The sequence below is a fragment of the Streptomyces sp. NPDC052701 genome (assembly GCF_040678355.1).
Lineage (GTDB): Bacteria > Actinomycetota > Actinomycetes > Streptomycetales > Streptomycetaceae > Streptomyces.
The window spans coordinates 247874-264690 of sequence record NZ_JBFATO010000003.1 but is presented as its reverse complement, the minus strand read 5'-3'; the positions used below and the strand labels follow the sequence as shown (position 1 = coordinate 264690).

At 73.0% G+C, this 16817-nt stretch carries 12 protein-coding genes; 8 read left to right on the top strand and 4 right to left on the bottom strand.

Going from position 1 to position 16817, the window contains the following annotated elements:
• Nucleotides 1-261 precede the first annotated feature (261 nt).
• From AB0L29_RS06205 to AB0L29_RS06190, 4 genes are all read right to left on the bottom strand, one after another.
• Nucleotides 262-2658: a DUF3488 and transglutaminase-like domain-containing protein gene (locus tag AB0L29_RS06205; RefSeq protein ID WP_365823860.1), complete on the bottom strand. Its 2397-nt coding sequence runs from the start codon at nt 2656-2658 to the stop codon at nt 262-264.
• Complete coding sequence (locus AB0L29_RS06200; RefSeq protein ID WP_365823858.1) at nt 2655-4025, bottom strand: DUF58 domain-containing protein; 1371 nt, start codon at nt 4023-4025, stop codon at nt 2655-2657. Before AB0L29_RS06200 ends, AB0L29_RS06205 begins: the two co-directional genes overlap by 4 nt.
• The gene (locus AB0L29_RS06195; RefSeq protein ID WP_365823856.1) at nt 4025-5062 is read right to left on the bottom strand and encodes a MoxR family ATPase; all 1038 of its coding nucleotides are present in this window, start codon (nt 5060-5062) and stop codon (nt 4025-4027) included. The genes AB0L29_RS06200 and AB0L29_RS06195 overlap by 1 nt, the downstream gene beginning before the upstream one ends.
• A 204-nt stretch (nt 5063-5266) precedes the next feature.
• Entirely contained in the window at nt 5267-5842 is a 576-nt protein-coding gene (locus tag AB0L29_RS06190) for a carbonic anhydrase (RefSeq protein ID WP_365823854.1), read from the bottom strand.
• A gap of 432 nt (nt 5843-6274) precedes the next feature.
• On the opposite strand from AB0L29_RS06190, the gene rsmH reads away from it, so the two are divergent.
• The 8 genes from rsmH (at nt 6275) to ftsW (ending at nt 16813) form a co-directional block, all read left to right on the top strand.
• Nucleotides 6275-7231: a 16S rRNA (cytosine(1402)-N(4))-methyltransferase RsmH gene (gene rsmH, locus AB0L29_RS06185; RefSeq protein ID WP_365823852.1), complete on the top strand. Its 957-nt coding sequence runs from the start codon at nt 6275-6277 to the stop codon at nt 7229-7231.
• Nucleotides 7232-7252: 21 nt separating this feature from the next.
• Nucleotides 7253-7705: a septum formation initiator family protein gene (locus AB0L29_RS06180; RefSeq protein ID WP_365823850.1), complete on the top strand. Its 453-nt coding sequence runs from the start codon at nt 7253-7255 to the stop codon at nt 7703-7705.
• Nucleotides 7706-7710: 5 nt separating this feature from the next.
• Nucleotides 7711-9663 (top strand): penicillin-binding protein 2, encoded by a 1953-nt coding sequence (locus AB0L29_RS06175; protein WP_365823848.1) that lies wholly within the window; start codon nt 7711-7713, stop codon nt 9661-9663.
• 219 nt (nt 9664-9882) lie between these two features.
• Nucleotides 9883-11403, top strand: coding sequence for a UDP-N-acetylmuramoyl-L-alanyl-D-glutamate--2,6-diaminopimelate ligase (locus tag AB0L29_RS06170; RefSeq protein ID WP_365823846.1), 1521 nt, complete (start codon nt 9883-9885; stop codon nt 11401-11403).
• Between the two features lie 28 nt (nt 11404-11431).
• Nucleotides 11432-12847 (top strand): UDP-N-acetylmuramoyl-tripeptide--D-alanyl-D-alanine ligase, encoded by a 1416-nt coding sequence (gene murF / locus AB0L29_RS06165; protein ID WP_365823844.1) that lies wholly within the window; start codon nt 11432-11434, stop codon nt 12845-12847.
• Nucleotides 12847-13917 carry a phospho-N-acetylmuramoyl-pentapeptide-transferase gene (gene mraY / locus AB0L29_RS06160; RefSeq protein WP_365824071.1) on the top strand — a complete coding sequence of 357 codons (1071 nt, stop codon included), beginning with the start codon at nt 12847-12849 and terminating at the stop codon, nt 13915-13917. The genes murF and mraY overlap by 1 nt, the downstream gene beginning before the upstream one ends.
• A complete protein-coding gene (gene murD / locus AB0L29_RS06155; RefSeq protein ID WP_365823842.1) occupies nt 13899-15350 on the top strand; it encodes a UDP-N-acetylmuramoyl-L-alanine--D-glutamate ligase in 1452 nt (483 codons plus the stop codon). The genes mraY and murD overlap by 19 nt, the downstream gene beginning before the upstream one ends.
• 110 nt (nt 15351-15460) lie before the next feature.
• Nucleotides 15461-16813 carry a putative lipid II flippase FtsW gene (gene ftsW, locus AB0L29_RS06150; RefSeq protein ID WP_365823840.1) on the top strand — a complete coding sequence of 451 codons (1353 nt, stop codon included), beginning with the start codon at nt 15461-15463 and terminating at the stop codon, nt 16811-16813.
• Nucleotides 16814-16817 lie beyond the last annotated feature (4 nt).

Here is a 16817-nt window from a genome sequence, read left to right as displayed (position 1 = left end):
GGGGCGGCCACCAAGGTGGCCGCCCCCAGACGCATGCCGGGGACCGGAAAGGCGGGGGCGCGCCCCCGCTCCGAATCTCCGAAGCGGTGCGCTGGCCACGGCCGTGCGCTGCCGCTCGTCCGCCCGGCCGCCGGCCCGTGATCCGCGACGTCCGTCGGCGGCTTCGTCGGCGCACCGGCCGGGCTCCCGCGACGCAATTGAGGGGCCGGGCCCTTCAGGGCCCGGCCCCCGCCTTCGCCCGGAACGTCCCGCCGGCCGCCCTCAGCCGCGCTGACCCGACGGTTTCAGCCATGCGGGCCGCGCCGCCAGAGCGCGTTCCCCCAGGCCCGACCACCAGGCCGACACCGCCCACACCAGGCGCACGGTGGACCGCGGAGCGAACACCGCCCGCAGGCGCGTGACGCGGTCGGCCGCGGTGCGCAGACCGGCCGTGAGGCGGTGGACGTCCTCGGCGAGGCCCGCCGTGGGGCGGGGGCGCGGCGCGTACAGGACCTGCTCCACCGCGTCCGCCACCCGGTGCACCGAGGCCGCGGCCGTCGCATCGAGACGGCCGATGCGGACGATGCGGGCGGCCGCCTTGCGCGGGGTGAGCGACTCGTCCGGCACGATGCCGAAGTCCCACGCGGTGTCGGTCAGCTCCCGCCAGACCGCCAGCGTGTGCCGTACCGCGTCGTCCTCCGTGCGGCCGTGCGCCCCCAGCCGGACGGCCCGCGTCCGCAGCCGCCACAACAGGGGCGACAGCGGCAGCACCAGGGCCGCGAGGCCGCCGAGGACCCACGCCAGGACCGTGTACCACTTCGGGCCGTCGTCGTTCGTGGACAGCGCGGCCTGCGGGGACTCGCTCACGCACCCGCCGTCCAGCCTGCGCTGCTGCGCCGTGCAGCTCTCGCTCGCCGAGGGCGCGGCCGAAGGCGCCGAGGACGCCGCCTCGGAGGGCCGTGCCGGGTCGGGGACCGAACTGCCGGGGGTCTCGGGCAGCGTGTACGGCGGGGTGGAACCACGGGTCGGCGTCGGCTCGAAACGGATCCAGCCCACACCCTCGAAGTACAGCTCCGGCCAGGCATGCGCGTCCCGCAGCCCCACCGAGACCGAACCGTCGGCCTGCGGGGCGCCGGGCGCGAAGCCCACCGCGACCCGGGCCGGTATGCCGAGCGAGCGGGCCATCGCCGCCATCGCGAAGGAGAAGTGCACGCAGAAGCCCTGCTTGTCCCGCAGGAAGCGGGCGAGCGCCTGCGAGCCGCTGCCGACCTCGACCTGGGTGTCGTACTCGAAGCCCCCGGTCAGGGCGAAGTAGTCCTGGAGCTTGACGGCCTCGTCGTAGTGGCTCGTCGCGCCAGCGGTGACCTCGCGGGCGGTCCTGGTCACCGCCGCCGGCAGCGAGTCCGGCAGCTCGGTGTACTCGCGCTTGAGGGCCGCCGACGCCTCCGGCGCCGCGGCGAGCTGCTCCGGCGTCGGCTGCACGTCCAGGCTCCTCACCTCGTACGTCAGGCCGCGCGTGTTCTGGCCGTGATCGCCGACCAGGGCCATGCCCACAGGTTCGTAGCGCCAGTTGCCCCTGATGTCCACGCCGCTCGGCGGGTAGGGCATCGGCAGCCAGTCCTGGGCGTACCAGTCGGCCGCCGAGATCGTCGTGGCGTACTCCGAGCGCTTGACGTCGGGGCCGAGGCCCACCGGCGTCGGGAACGCGTCCTCCGGCACCGGCTCGATACGCCGCTTGGACGGCTTCCAGGTGCTGCCGTCGAAGTCGTCCAGGGACACGATCCGCAGGTAGAGGTCGGCGACGTCGCCGTTGTTCCCGGACCGCAGGGACAGCACCTGCCGGTCCTCGTCCACGTTCAGGCTGTCGCGCAGCGACACCAGCGGGTTGACCGCGGAGATGGTGCCCCCGCCGCCGCTGCCGGAGCCCATGCCCGCGCCGGTGCCGTCCAGCAGGCCGCCGTTCATCGCGGGCAGGCCGAGCGGCACCACCAGCGCGATGCCCAGCGCGACCGCGCCGATGCGCCGCCCGGTGCGGACCGGGGCGAGGGCACCGGTGGGCTCGCCGCCCGGGGTGCGCGGCGCCCCGCCGAAGACCCGGCCCCACTGCGCGAGCCGGTCGCGGCCCTCGGCCAGCAGCAGCATCAGATAGCCGGCCGCCGCGACCAGGAACCACAGCCAGTCGGTGCCGCCGTCGGACAGCCCCGCCGCCACGGAGTACAGCGCGAGCAGCGGCAGGCCCGCCGGGGCCGCGCTGCGGAAGGTCACCGCGAGGGCGTCCACCAGCAGCCCGATGACCAGGACCCCGCCGATGAGCATCAGCCGGATGCCCTCGGAGGACAGCGGCGCCGGGATCGCGTACCGCGCGATGTCGTCGGAACCCTGCTGCAGCAGGTCGGCGAAGTGGCGCAGGGCGTCCGGCCCGGGTATCAGCCCGCCGTAGGCCTGCTCACGGGCGAAGACCGGCGTCAGCAGCAGCACGGTGGCGATCGCCTGCGCGGCCACGGTCAGCGGACGGGCCAGCGGCACCCGGCGGGTCGCCGCGCCCACGCCCGCCTGCACCGCCAGCAGGAACGCCGCCTGCAGGATCCAGGTGGCCGGCTCGACGAGGGGCAGCAGGGCGCACGCGGCCATCAGCGTGGCCGTCCACGCGCCCAGCGTCAGTCGTGCGGGCCCGCTCATCGTGCTCCCTCCCCGCCGGCCGCGGCCAGGCCCGAGCGCTCCTGGTCCGCCTGCCGCCACAGCTCGCCCAGGGAGGCGCCGCGGGGGACGCTCAGGGCCGTCCAGCCCACCTCGCGCAGCATGCGCAGCCGCTCCCCGCCCTCGTCCGACGAGCCGGGCACGTCGGTCGGTTCCCGTCCCCAGGCGCCGCTGTCGAGCAGGAAGGCGATCGCGCCCCCGCTGCGCTGCCGCATCCGGGCCACCACCGCGGCCTGCTCCTCGTCCAGGTCGCCGAGGAAGGCCACCAGCAACCCCTCGTCCCCGCCGCGCAGCACGTCGTACGCCCGGGACAGGCCCTCCCCGTCGGAGTGGTCGATCACCGCGAGGGTGTCCATCATCAGTCCGGCGGCGTCCGCCGACTCCTGGATCGCGCCCGCGAAGCCGTCGCCGCCCTCGCCGGGCACCGTGTTGCCGGTGTCGGTCAGCAGCCGCACCGAGAAGCCCCGTTCGAGCATGTGCACCAGGACGGACGCGGCGCCCGCCACGGCCCACTCGAAGGCCGCGTCCGGGCCGGCGCCCTCGAAGGCGATGCCGCGGGTGTCGAGGAGGACCGTGCAGCGGGCGCGCTGCGGCTGCTCCTCGCGGCGCACCATCAGCTCGCCGTGGCGGGCGGTGGAGCGCCAGTGCACCCGGCGCAGGTCGTCGCCGTAGCGGTACCCGCGCGGGATCACGTCGTCCTCGCCGGCCAGGGCCAGCGAGCGCTGCCGTCCGTCGCCGTGTCCCTTCGCCTCGCCGCCCAAGCGCACCGGCGGCAGCGGCTCCACGCGCGGGATCACCGTCAGGGTGTCGTACGTGGAGAAGGACCGGGTCAGCTCGCACAGGCCGAACGGGTCGGTCAGGCGCAGCTGCAGCGGACCCAGCGGATAACGGCCGCGCAGGTCGGAGCGGACCCGGTAGGACACCTCGCGGCGGCCCCCCGCCTCGACCCGGTCGAGCACGAAACGGGGGCGCGGGCCGAGCACGTACGGCACCTTGTCCTGGAGCATCAGCAGGCCCGTCGGCAGCCGCGAGACGTTCTCCATCCGCAGGTGGACCCGGGCCTCGGACCCGGCGGGCACGCGCGCGGGGGAGAGGCGGCGGCTGCCCGCGACCCGGTAGCGCGTGCGGTACAGCACGGTCACGCACACCAGCGGCAGCACCGCCAGCAGCAGGCCGACCCGCAGCAGGTCGCTCTGGCCGAGCACGTAGGCGCAGACGGCCGCCGCGACACCGGCGGCCAGGAACGAGCGCCCGCGGGTGGTCAGCCCGGCCAGGGCGGTGCGGATGCCGCTCCGGCCGTCCCGGCCGGCCTCCGCGTGCCCGGTGCCCCCGGCGGACGCGGTGGTCATCACAGCCTCCGCGGCGGCTGCTGCGGATACGCCGGCGTCCCGTGGCCGAGACCGAAGCCGCTCTGCTGCCGGGGCGCCGCGGGCACCGGGGTGCGCTGCAGGATCTCCTGGACGACCTGCTCGGCCGTACGGCGGTTCAGCTGGGCCTGGGCGGTGGGCAGCAGGCGGTGGGCGAGGACGGCCACGGCGAGTGCCTGCACGTCGTCCGGCAGCGCGTACTCCCGGCCGTCGAGGGCGGCGGAGGCCTTCGCCGCGCGCAGCAGGTGCAGCGTCGCGCGCGGGGAGGCGCCCAGTCTCAGGTCGGGATGGGTGCGGGTGGCGGCGACCAGGTCCACGGTGTACCGCCGGACCGCCTCGGAGACGTGCACGCCGCGCACCGCCTCGATCAGCTTCACGATCTCGTGGGCGTGCGCCACCGGCTGCAGGTCCTCCAGCGGCGAGACGCCGCCGTGCACGTCCAGCATCCGCAGCTCGGCCTCCGGGCTGGGGTAGCCGACCGAGACGCGGGCCATGAAGCGGTCGCGCTGCGCCTCGGGCAGCGGGTAGGTGCCCTCCATCTCGACCGGGTTCTGCGTCGCCACCACCAGGAAGGGGCTGGGCAGCTCGTAGGTCTTGCCGTCGATGGTGACCTGGCGCTCCTCCATCGACTCCAGCAGCGCGGACTGCGTCTTGGGCGAGGCGCGGTTGATCTCGTCGCCGATCACCACCTGCGCGAAGATGGCGCCCGGCTTGAACTCGAAGTCCTGGCGCTGCTGGTCCCAGATGGACACGCCGGTGATGTCCGAGGGCAGCAGGTCGGGCGTGAACTGGATGCGCCGCACCGAACAGTCGATGGACCGCGCCAGTGCCTTGGCCAGCATGGTCTTGCCGACTCCGGGGACGTCCTCGATCAGCAGATGTCCCTCGGCGAGCAGTACGGTCAGCGAGAGCCGTACGACCTCGGGCTTGCCCTCGATCACGCCTTCCACCGAACCCCGCACGCGTTCCACCACGGCGGTCAGATCAGTGAGGCTCGCTCGATCGTCATAGGTCGTCACCCGGCCCTCCTCGGCCCGTTCTTGCGGGCCGGCACTGTGACCGGCCCACCCCGAAACACGGACACCACGCGTGAAAAGTTCCGCGCGACGCCACTCCCGCATTCTTGCTGCCGTTACCGATTCGTGTCACTCGCCTGTGGACAACTGGCGACGACATGTCCGGTCCTACGGCCTTTGGCCGCGGGAATGACAGGAATTCGACAGCTAGCCGTTTCGGGGCGGGCGCACAGGTCGGGCCGGATCGACCTCGCGCAGCAGACCCGTCCTCACGTCGAAGACGAAGCCGCGCACATCGTCGGTGTGCAGCAGGAACGGCGAGGTGCGCACCCGCTGCATCGACTGCCGCACGTCCTGGTCGACGTCGCTGAAGGACTCCACCGCCCACGCCGGGCGCTGGCCGACCTCCCGCTCCAGCTCGGTGCGGAAGTCCTCGGTGAGGGCCTCCAGGCCGCAGCCGGTGTGGTGGATGAGGACGACGCTCCTCGTTCCCAGCTTGCGCTGGCTGATGGTCAGCGAGCGGATCACGTCGTCCGTGACGACCCCGCCCGCGTTGCGGATGGTGTGGCAGTCGCCCAGCTGCAGGCCGAGCGCGGCGTGCAGGTCGAGGCGGGCGTCCATGCAGGCCACCACGGCGACGCGCAGAACGGGACGGGCGTCCATGCCGGGGTCGCCGAACGCCGCGGCGTAGCGCCGGTTGGCCTCGACGAGCCGGTCGGTGACGGTGCCGCCACCGGCTGTGGCGCTCTCAGCGCCTGCGGGAACCGATGCGGAAGTCGTCATGACCACAACGGTACTGGTCACCCGCGGTCCGGACCCGCTGTGAGGAAGGACACAGAACGTCGGCGGACCCCGTGTGTGAGGTAACCCACAGGGGTGGGCGGAGCGGCTCGTACGGGTGATCCCCGGCGCTTCGCCGCTTGTCCGGCGCCCGGTGCCGCGACGCGCAGGCCGGTTGATTGACCGGCCGACACGGTGGACTAAAGTGACGCGAAGCGGGAGGCGAGGTCCTCTGCGGAGACTCTCCCCGCTGGACGATTTCCCCCGGAGACCTGGGCGATGTTCCGGAGATCTCCCCGCGTGCGCGGCGCGTACGTACGGTTCGGCCTCCTCCCGCTCCGGTCGGCTGACGCTTCCGGCGCCGGCAGGCCTCCCCTTCACGAGCGGGCGGGGACCCGGCGGTGCGTACGGCGGCGCCGGACCTGAGAGGGCCCCTTGAGCCAGAGTCGACACGTCCCGGTGATGCTCCAGCGGTGCCTGGACCTGCTGGCACCCGCCCTGGAGCGGCCGGACGCCGTGGTCGTCGACTGCACGCTCGGCCTCGGCGGCCACAGCGAGGCCCTGCTCGAGCGGTTCCCCGGGGTCCGCCTGCTGGGCCTGGACCGCGACAAGGAGGCCCTGCGCCTGTCCGGCGAGCGGCTCGCCCCGTACGGCGAGCGGGCCACCCTCGTGCACGCCGTCTACGACGAGCTGCCCGAGGTGCTGCGAAGGCTCGGCATCGCGCGCGTGCAGGGTGTCCTGTTCGACCTCGGCGTCTCCTCCATGCAGCTCGACGAGGCCGACCGCGGCTTCGCCTACGCCCAGGACGCCCCGCTCGACATGCGCATGGACCAGACGACCGGCGTCAGCGCCGCCGAGGTCCTCAACACCTACCCGCCCGGCGAGCTCGTGCGGATCCTGCGCGCGTACGGGGAGGAGAAGCAGGCCAAGCGGATCGTGGCCGCGATCGTGCGCGAGCGCGAGAAGGAGCCGTTCAGTACCAGCGCGCGGCTCGTGGAGCTGATCCGCGACGCGCTGCCGCAGGCCGCCAAGCGCACCGGCGGCAACCCGGCCAAGCGCACCTTCCAGGCGCTGCGCATCGAGGTCAACGGCGAACTCTCGGTGCTGGAGCGGGCCGTCCCGGCCGCGGTGAGGGCGCTGGCCGTGGGCGGGCGGATCGCCGTGCTGTCGTACCACTCGCTGGAGGACCGGCTGGTCAAGCAGGTGTTCGCGGCGGGCGCCGCCAGCACCGCGCCGCCCGGGCTGCCCGTGGTCCCCGAGCGCTACCAGCCCCGGCTCAAGCTGCTCACGCGCGGTGCCGAACTTCCCACCGAGGAGGAGATCGCCGTGAACCGGCGGGCGGCCCCCGCGCGGCTGCGCGGCGCCGAGCGCATCAGGGAGGACGTCGAGTGAGGCCCGCGAAGGGGAGCGTGAGTGAGTAGCAAACCCGAACTGAAGGGGAGGGCGGCCCGCCTGGCGCAGCTCTTGCCCGCGGGTTCCGGACAGGCGGCCCGCACCCCGTTCGTGCTCCTCGTCGTCCTCCTCCTCGCCGGCGGCCTCATCGGCCTGCTGGTGCTGAACTCGGCACTGAGCGAGGGCGCGTTCCGGCTCGACGACCTCCAGCGGGAGACCAAGAACCTCACCGACGAGGAGCAGGCCCTGCAGCGGGACATCGACGCCTACTCCGCCCCCGACGCCCTCCAGCGCCGCGCCCGCGAGCTCGGCATGGTGCCCGGCGGCGACCCGGCCTTCCTCGAGCCCGACGGCACGGTCAAGGGCGTCCCCGGCCCCGCCCGGCCGGCCGCCGCGCGCACCCCCCTCGTCCTGGCGCCCGAGGCGATGGTCACCCGGACCCTCCCGCCCGCGTCCCCGACCCCCGGCAGGTGACGGAAGTGTCCGACAGGGAACCGCCGCGCCGCCGTGTGCCCGGCCCCGCCCGGCCCGCCCGCCCCGGCCCCAAGGCCCGTCCGGCGGCGTCCCGCCCGGTCCGCCGTCCGGCGGCGTCCCGTCCGGCCCCGCGCGTCATCCGGCTCGGCAGCCCCCGCCCCCGGCTCCGCCTGGTCGGCCTCGCGTTCACCCTGGTCCTGGCCGCCTTCGTCGTGCGGCTGTTCCAGGTGCAGGTCGTCGACGCCGGTACGTACGCCGCCAAGGCCGAGCGGAACCGCTACGTCGGCCAGGTGCTCGCCGCCGAGCGCGGCGAGATCACCGACCGCAACGGCATCGCCCTGGCGACCAGCGAGGACGCCTACGACATCACCGCCGACCCCACGATGTTCACGCCCGAGGAACTCGAGGTCGGCGACGGGCCCGAGCAGGCGGCCGCGCTGCTCGCGCCGATCCTCGGCCAGGAACAGGACACGCTGGTCGGGAAACTGCGGCCCGAGGACAAGGACCTGCGCTACGTCAAGCTGGCCGGCCGCCAGACGCCGCAGGTCTGGAAGCAGATCAAGGACCTGAAGAGCGCGCTGGCCGCCAAGGCGCAGACCGACGGGTCCACCGTCAACGTCCTCGCGGGCGTCTTCTCCGTCCCCACCAGCAAGCGCGTGTACCCCAACGGCGACCTCGCCGCCGGGATACTGGGCTGGGTCAACGGCGAGGACAAGGCCGGCGGCGGCATCGAGCTGCAGCTGAACAAGCAGCTGGCCGGCAAGGACGGCAAGATCCGCTACGCCCAGTCCGGCGGGCGCCTGGTCCCGACCGTGGGCTCCACCGAGACGCCCGCCGTGCCCGGCAGCGACGTCGAGCTCACCATCGACCGCGACATCCAGTGGGCCGCGCAGAACGCCATCACCGAGCAGGTGCGCAAGTCCCGGGCGGACCGCGGCTACGTGATCGTCCAGGACACCCGCACCGGCGAGATCCTCGCCATGGCCAACTCGCCCGGCTTCGACCCGAACGACCTGTCCGACGCCAGCCCCGAGGCGCTGGGCAACGCCGCCCTCCAGGACGCCTACGAGCCCGGCTCCACCGCGAAGGTCCTGTCGATGGCGGCGGTACTGGAGGAGAACGCCGCCACACCGGCGACGCACGTCGTCGTGCCCAACCGGCTGCACCGCGGCGACCGCCTCTTCAAGGACGACGTCGACCACCCGACCTGGTACCTCACGCTCAACGGCGTGCTCGCCAAGTCCAGCAACATCGGCACCATCCTGGCCACCGGCCAGCTCGGCAGGACCCAGGCCCAGGCCAACAAGGTCCTCTACGACTACCTGCGCAGGTTCGGCCTCGGCAGTTACACCGGGCTCGGTTTCCCCGGCGAGACCAAGGGCATCCTCGCCCCGCCCGACCAGTGGTCGACCTCGCAGCAGTACACGATTCCTTTCGGCCAGGGCGTGTCCGTCAACGCCATGCAGGCGGCGTCCGTCTACTCGACGATCGCCAACGACGGCGTCCGTATCGAGCCCACCCTGGTGCGCGGCACGAAGGGGGCCGACGGGCGCTTCACCCCGGCCCCGAAGCCCGAGAGGACCAGGGTCGTCAGCGCGAAGACGGCGAAGACCCTCGCCCGGATGCTGGAGTCGGTCGTGGACGACGAGGAGGGCACCGGCACCAGGGCGCGCATCCCCGGCTACCGGGTGGCGGGCAAGACGGGTACGGCCAACCGCGTGGATCCGGCCACCGGCAAGTACCACGGCTACACCTCGTCGTTCGCCGGGTTCGCGCCGGCCGACAACCCCCGCGTCACCGTCTACTGCGCCATCCAGAACGCCACCGAGGGCAGCTACTTCGGCGGCCAGATCTGCGGACCCGTCTACAAGCAGGTGATGGAGTTCGCCCTGAAGACCCTCCAGGTCCCGCCGACCGGTGCCAAGCCCGCGAACCTGCCCGTGACCTTCGAGCCCTGACCCGCTGCCTCCGAGCCCCGATCCGCACCGAGCACCATCGAGCCACCAGGATCCGCCCCCGTGACAACGATCACTCCCGACCCCGGGAACCAGCGCACCCCCGACCCCGGGAGCCGGAGCGCTCCCAGCCCCTCGCTTCGCCCCCGGGCGGGTACGCCCGGTACGCTCACCGCCGTGCCACACGCTGATCAGTCCCAAACCGCCCAGAAGGGCCATCCCGTGACATATCCGGGACCGCCTCGGCCGGTGCAGGTCTCCGCCACATCCCTCGCGGAACTCGCCGGCCAGCTGGGTGCTCCCGCGCCACGGAGCGCCGCCGAGGTCACGGGCATCACCCACGACTCGCGCGCCGTCCGCCCCGGCGACCTGTACGCCGCCCTGCCCGGCGCCCGCGCGCACGGCGCCGACTTCGTCGCCCAGGCCGCGGGTCTGGGCGCGGCCGCCGTGCTGACCGACCCGGCCGGCGCCGAGCGGGCCGCCGCGACCGGCCTGCCGGTCCTGGTCGTCGACGACCCGCGCGGCCGGATGGGCGAGCTGGCGGCCACGATCTACGGCCACCCCGGCCGGGACCTGCTCCAGATCGGCATCACCGGCACCTCCGGCAAGACCACCACCGCCTACCTCGTCGAGGGCGGTCTGAAGACCGCGAAGTCCACCGGGCTGATCGGCACGGTGGAGATGCGCATCGGCGACGAGCGCATCAAGTCCGAGCGCACCACGCCCGAAGCCACCGACCTGCAGGCCCTGTTCGCCGTCATGCGCGAACGCGGCGTCGAGGCGGTCGCCATGGAGGTCTCCAGCCACGCGCTGGTCCTCGGCCGGGTCGACGGCTGCGTCTTCGACGTCGGCGTCTTCACCAACCTCAGCCCGGAGCACATGGAGTTCCACTCCGGCATGGAGGACTACTTCCGGGCCAAGGCGCGGCTGTTCACGCCGGAGCGCAGCCGCCTCGGCGTGGTCAACGCCGACGACGAGTACGGCCGCCGGCTCGCCGCGGAGGCCACCGTCCCGGTCGTCACCTACTCCGCCGAGGGCCGCCCCGACGCCGACTGGCGCGCCGAGGACGTCCGGATCGGCCAGCTCGACTCCACGTTCACGGTCCTCGGCCCCAAGGGCGAGCGGATCGGCGCCAAGGCCCCGCTGCCCGGCCCCTTCAACGTGGCGAACACCCTCGCCGCGATCGTCGCCCTCGCCGCCGCCGGCCTCGACCCGCAGGCCGCCGCCGACGGCATCGCCGCCGTACCGGGTGTGCCGGGCCGGCTGGAGCGCGTGGACGCCGGGCAGCCGTACCTCGCGGTCGTCGACTACGCCCACAAGACCGACGCCGTCGAGTCGGTGCTGCGCGCCCTGCGCAAGGTCACCGAGGGCCGGCTGCACGTCGTGCTCGGCTGCGGCGGCGACCGGGACACCACCAAGCGGGCCCCCATGGGCGCCGCCGCGGCCCGGCTCGCCGACACCGCCGTGCTGACCTCCGACAACCCCCGCTCCGAGGACCCGCTCGCGATCCTCGCCACCATGCTCCAGGGCGCGGCGTCCGTGCCCGTGCACGAGCGCGGCGAGGTACAGGTGTGCGAGGACCGGGCCGCCGCGATCGCCGCCGCCGTCGCCCGCGCGCGGCCCGGCGACACCGTGCTGGTCGCGGGCAAGGGCCACGAGCAGGGCCAGGACATCGCCGGGGTGGTCCGTCCCTTCGACGACCGCCAGGTGCTTCGCGAAGCAATCCAGAAGACCCAGGGATGAAAATCCAGAAGACCCAGGGGATGAACTTGTGATCGCCCTCTCCCTCGCCGAGATCGCAGCAGTCGTCGGCGGGCAGACGCACGACATACCGGACCCTGCCGTCCAGGTCACCGGACCGGTCGTCCGGGACTCCCGCGAGGTGGTGTCCGGAAGCCTCTTCGTCGCCTTCGCCGGCGAGCGCGTGGACGGCCACGACTTCGCCCGGCAGGTCGTCGAGGCGGGCGCGGTCGCCGTCCTCGGCACCCGCCCGGTCGGCGTGCCCGCGATCGTCGTCGACGACGTGCAGACGGCTCTCGGCGCCCTCGCCCGGCACGTCGTCCAGCGCCTCGGCGCCACCCTCGTGGCCCTCACCGGCTCGGCGGGCAAGACCAGCACCAAGGACCTCATCGCCCAGGTGCTCCAGCGCAAGGCGCCGACGGTGTTCACGCCCGGTTCGCTCAACAACGAGATCGGGCTGCCGCTCACCGCGCTCAGCGCCACCGAGGAGACCCGGTTCCTGGTCCTGGAGATGGGCGCCCGCGGCATCGGGCACATCCGCTACCTCACCGGGCTCACCCCCCCCAGGATCGGGCTCGTCCTGAACGTCGGCTCCGCCCACATCGGCGAGTTCGGCGGGCGCGAGCAGATCGCGCAGGCCAAGGGCGAACTGGTGGAGGCGCTGCCCTCCGAGGCCGACGGCGGTGCCGCGATCCTCAACGCGGACGATCCCTACGTACGGGCCATGGCCTCCCGTACGAAGGCGAAGGTGATTCTTTTCGGAGAGTCCGGCGAAGCGGACGTTCGGGCCGAGAACGTGCGACTCACGGACAGCGGACAGCCCTCCTTCAGGCTTCACACACCCTCCGGTGCAAGCGATGTGACCATGCGCCTGTACGGTGAGCATCACGTGTCGAACGCGCTCGCCGCGGCCGCCGTCGCCCACGAGTTGGGCATGTCCGCTGACGAGATCGCCGTCGCGCTCTCCGAGGCGGGCTCCCTCTCCCGCTGGCGGATGGAGGTCACCGAGCGCCCGGACGGCGTGACGATCGTCAACGACGCCTACAACGCGAACCCCGAGTCCATGAAGGCCGCGCTGCGCGCGCTGGCGGCCATGGGCAAGGGACGTCGTACGTGGGCGGTGCTCGGCAAGATGGCCGAGCTCGGGGACGAGGCGCTCGCCGAGCACGACGCGGTCGGACGGCTCGCCGTCCGGCTCAACGTCAGCAAGCTCGTCGCGGTCGGTGGCAGGGAAGCCGCCTGGCTGCAACTGGGCGCATACAACGAGGGTTCGTGGGGTGAGGAGTCGGTGCACGTGTCCGACGCACAGGCGGCGGTCGACCTGTTGCGCAGCGAGTTGCGCCCAGGGGACGTCGTGCTCGTGAAGGCGTCCCGTTCGGTCGGGCTCGAGAAGGTGGCCGAGGCGCTGCTCGAGACCGGTGCCGAGGGTGAGGTCGCCGCCCGATGATGAAGCAGATCCTGTTCGCGGGAGTCATCGGCCTCTTCCTGACGCTGGTCGGCACGCCGCTGCTGATCAAGCTCCTGGCCCGCAAGGGCTACGGCCAGTACATCCGCGACGACGGCCCGCGCGAGCACGCCAGCAAGCGCGGTACGCCGACCATGGGCGGCATCGCCTTCATCCTGGCGACGGTGGCCGCGTACTTCCTGTCCAAGGTGATCACCGGCTACGCGCCGACCTACTCCGGCCTGCTGGTGCTGGGCCTGATGGTCGGCATGGGCCTGGTCGGCTTCCTCGACGACTACATCAAGATCGTCAAGCGGCGTTCGCTCGGTCTGCGGGCCAAGGCGAAGATGGCCGGCCAGCTGATCGTCGGCATCGCCTTCGCGGTGCTCTCGCTGCAGTTCGCGGACGTCCGCGGCAACACGCCCGCGTCCACGAAGCTGTCGTTCATCACGGACTTCGGCTGGACGATCGGCCCGGTGCTGTTCGTGGTCTGGGCGCTGTTCATGATCCTCGCGATGTCGAACGGCGTGAACCTCACCGACGGTCTGGACGGCCTGGCCACCGGCGCCTCCGTCCTGGTCTTCGGCGCCTACACCTTCATCGGCGTCTGGCAGTTCCAGGAGTCCTGCGCCAACGCGCTGGAACTGACCAACCCGGGCGCCTGCTACGAGGTGCGCGACCCGCTCGACCTCGCGGTCGTCTCCTCGGCGCTGATGGGCGCCTGCCTGGGCTTCCTGTGGTGGAACACCTCGCCGGCCAAGATCTTCATGGGCGACACCGGTTCACTGGCGCTCGGCGGCGTGCTCGCGGGCCTCGCGATCTGCTCGCGCACCGAGCTGCTGCTCGCCATCCTCGGCGGCCTGTTCGTCCTCATCACCATGTCGGTCGTCATCCAGGTCGGCTCCTTCCGCCTGACCGGCAAGCGCGTCTTCCGGATGGCGCCACTGCAGCACCACTTCGAACTCAAGGGCTGGTCCGAGGTCCTCGTGGTGGTCCGTTTCTGGATCATCCAGGGCATCTGCGTGATCGTCGGACTGGGCCTCTTCTACGCGGGATGGGCAGCGGACAAGTGACCTCATCGGTGTCTTCGGAACACGCCGGGGCCCCGGCGTTTCAGGGCAAGCACGTCACCGTCGCCGGGCTCGGCGTGTCCGGCGTCCCGGCGGCCAGGGTGCTGCACGGCCTCGGCGCGACCGTCACCGTCGTCAACGACGGCGACGACGAGCGCGCCCGGGCCCAGGCGGCCGAACTGGAGGCGCTCGGCATCACCGTCCGCCTCGGCGACGGCGACACCCTCCCCGAGGGCACCGAGCTCATCGTCACCGCACCCGGCTGGAGGCCGGACAAGCCGCTGTTCGCGGCGGCCGAGGAGGCGGGCGTCCCGGTCTGGGGCGACGTCGAGCTGGCCTGGCGGCTGCGGGGCCCCGACGCGGCCCCCTGGCTGGCCGTCACGGGCACCAACGGCAAGACCACGACCGTGCAGATGCTCGCCTCCATCCTGAAGGCGGCGGGCCTGCGCACCGCCGCCGTCGGCAACATCGGCGTCTCGCTGCTGGACGCGGTCCTCGGCGAGGAGCACTACGACGTGCTGGCCGTGGAGCTGTCCAGCTACCAGCTCCACTGGGCGCCCTCCCTGCGCGCCCACTCGGCCGCCGTCCTGAACCTCGCCCCCGACCACCTCGACTGGCACGGCTCCATGGAGGCGTACGCCAAGGACAAGGGCCGCATCTACGAGGGCAACCGGGTCGCCTGCGTCTACAACGTGGCCGACAGGGCCACCGAGGACCTGGTGCGCGAGGCGGACGTCGAGGAGGGCTGCCGGGCCGTCGGCTTCACGCTCGGCACGCCCGCGCCCTCCCAACTCGGCGTCGTCGAGGGCATCCTGGTCGACCGGGCCTTCGTCGAGAACCGGCACAAGAACGCTCAGGAGCTCGCCGAGATCTCCGACGTGAACCCGCCGGCCCCGCACAACATCGCCAACGCCCTCGCCGCGGCGGCCCTCGCCCGCGCCTTCGGCGTGCCCGCCCGGGCCGTACGGGACGGCCTGCGGGACTTCCGGCCGGACGCCCACCGCATCGCGCACGTCGCCGACGTGGACGGGGTGGCGTACGTCGACGACTCCAAGGCCACCAACACGCACGCGGCCGAGGCCTCGTTGGCGGCGTACGACTCGATCGTGTGGATCGCGGGCGGGCTCGCCAAGGGCGCCACCTTCGACGAGCTGGTCGCCCGGTCGGCGAAGCGGCTGCGCGGGGTCGTCCTCATCGGCGCCGACCGGGCCCTGATCCGTGAAGCCCTCGTGCGACACGCCCCGGAAGTACCCGTCGTCGACCTCGACCGGACCGACACTGGGGCGATGCTCCAGGCCGTCCAGGAGGCCCGGCGGCTCGCGCGGCCCGGCGACACGGTGCTGCTGGCCCCGGCCTGCGCCTCGATGGACATGTTCGCCAACTACAACCAGCGCGGTGACGCGTTCGCTCAGGCGGTTCGCGAACTCGGCGCCTGACCCGGCCGCCTGCGCCGGGCGACCTTGGGAGGGACGCGTGGGACCGGTGAGGCCGATGTGCCCGGCGAGGCCGGCGTATCCGGTACGGCCGTCGCGCGGCGGAGGCCGTCGTGCCCGGTAGCCGCACCGGACGCCCGCCCGTGCAGCGGGCCGCGCGCGGGGCCGCGGCGCCCCGGCCCCCGCGCGAGAACTCCGTCCTGGGCCTGTACGCACGCGCGCGCAGGGCCTGGGACCGGCCGCTGACCGCCTACTACGTGATCCTCGGCGGCAGCATGCTGATCACCGTGCTCGGGCTGGTGATGGTCTACTCGGCCTCCCAGATCACCGCGCTGCAGATGTCGCTGCCCGGTTCGTACTTCTTCCGCAAGCAGCTGCTCGCCGCGGTGATCGGCGCCGGCCTGCTGTACGCGGCCTCCCGGATGCCGGTGCGGCTGCACCGGGCGCTGGCGTACCCGATCCTCGCGGGCGCCGTCTGCCTGATGGCGCTGGTGCAGGTGCCGGGCGTGGGGGTGGCGGTCAACGGCAACCAGAACTGGATCCCCCTCGGCGGCTCCTTCCAGATCCAGCCCAGCGAGTTCGGCAAGCTCGCGCTCGTGCTGTGGGGCGCCGACCTGCTCGCCCGCAAGCGGGACAAGAGGCTGCTGGCGCAGTGGAAGCACATGCTGGTCCCGCTCGTGCCGGCCGCCTTCCTGCTGCTCGGGCTGATCATGCTCGGCGGGGACATGGGCACCGCGATCATCCTCACGGCGATCCTGTTCGGCCTGCTGTGGCTCGCGGGCGCCCCCACCCGGCTGTTCGTCGGCGTGCTGTCGGTCGCCGCCGTGATCGGCGCGATCCTCATCACGTCCAGCTCGAACCGCATGGCGCGGCTGCAGTGCCTCGGCGCCACCGAACCCCAGTCCGGGCCGGTCGACTGCTGGCAGGCCGTGCACGGCATCTACGCCCTCGCCTCCGGTGGGATCTTCGGCTCCGGGCTCGGTGCGAGTGTGGAAAAATGGGGACAACTCCCGGAAGCGCACACCGACTTCATCTTCGCCGTCACCGGTGAGGAACTGGGTCTGGCGGGGACACTGTCGGTGCTCGCCCTCTTCGCGGCTCTAGGCTATGCGGGTATCCGCGTGGCCGGACGCACGGAGGACCCCTTCGTGAGGTATGCCGCGGGAGGCGTGACCACCTGGATCACGGTGCAGGCCGTGATCAACATGGGTGCGGTGCTCGGCCTGCTGCCGATCGCCGGCGTCCCCCTCCCGCTGTTCTCCTACGGGGGGTCCGCCCTGCTGCCGACCATGTTCGCCATCGGGCTGCTGATCGCGTTCGCGCGCGACGAGCCCGCTGCGCGGGCGGCGCTTGCGATGCGGCAACCCCGCTTTGGTAGAAAGCGGGGGGCCAAAGGCTCCGCGGGGCCTCGGAGATGGAACACGATGCGACGGCGCGCCTCGGCGCGTTCGTCCGGAGAGCGGTGAATTT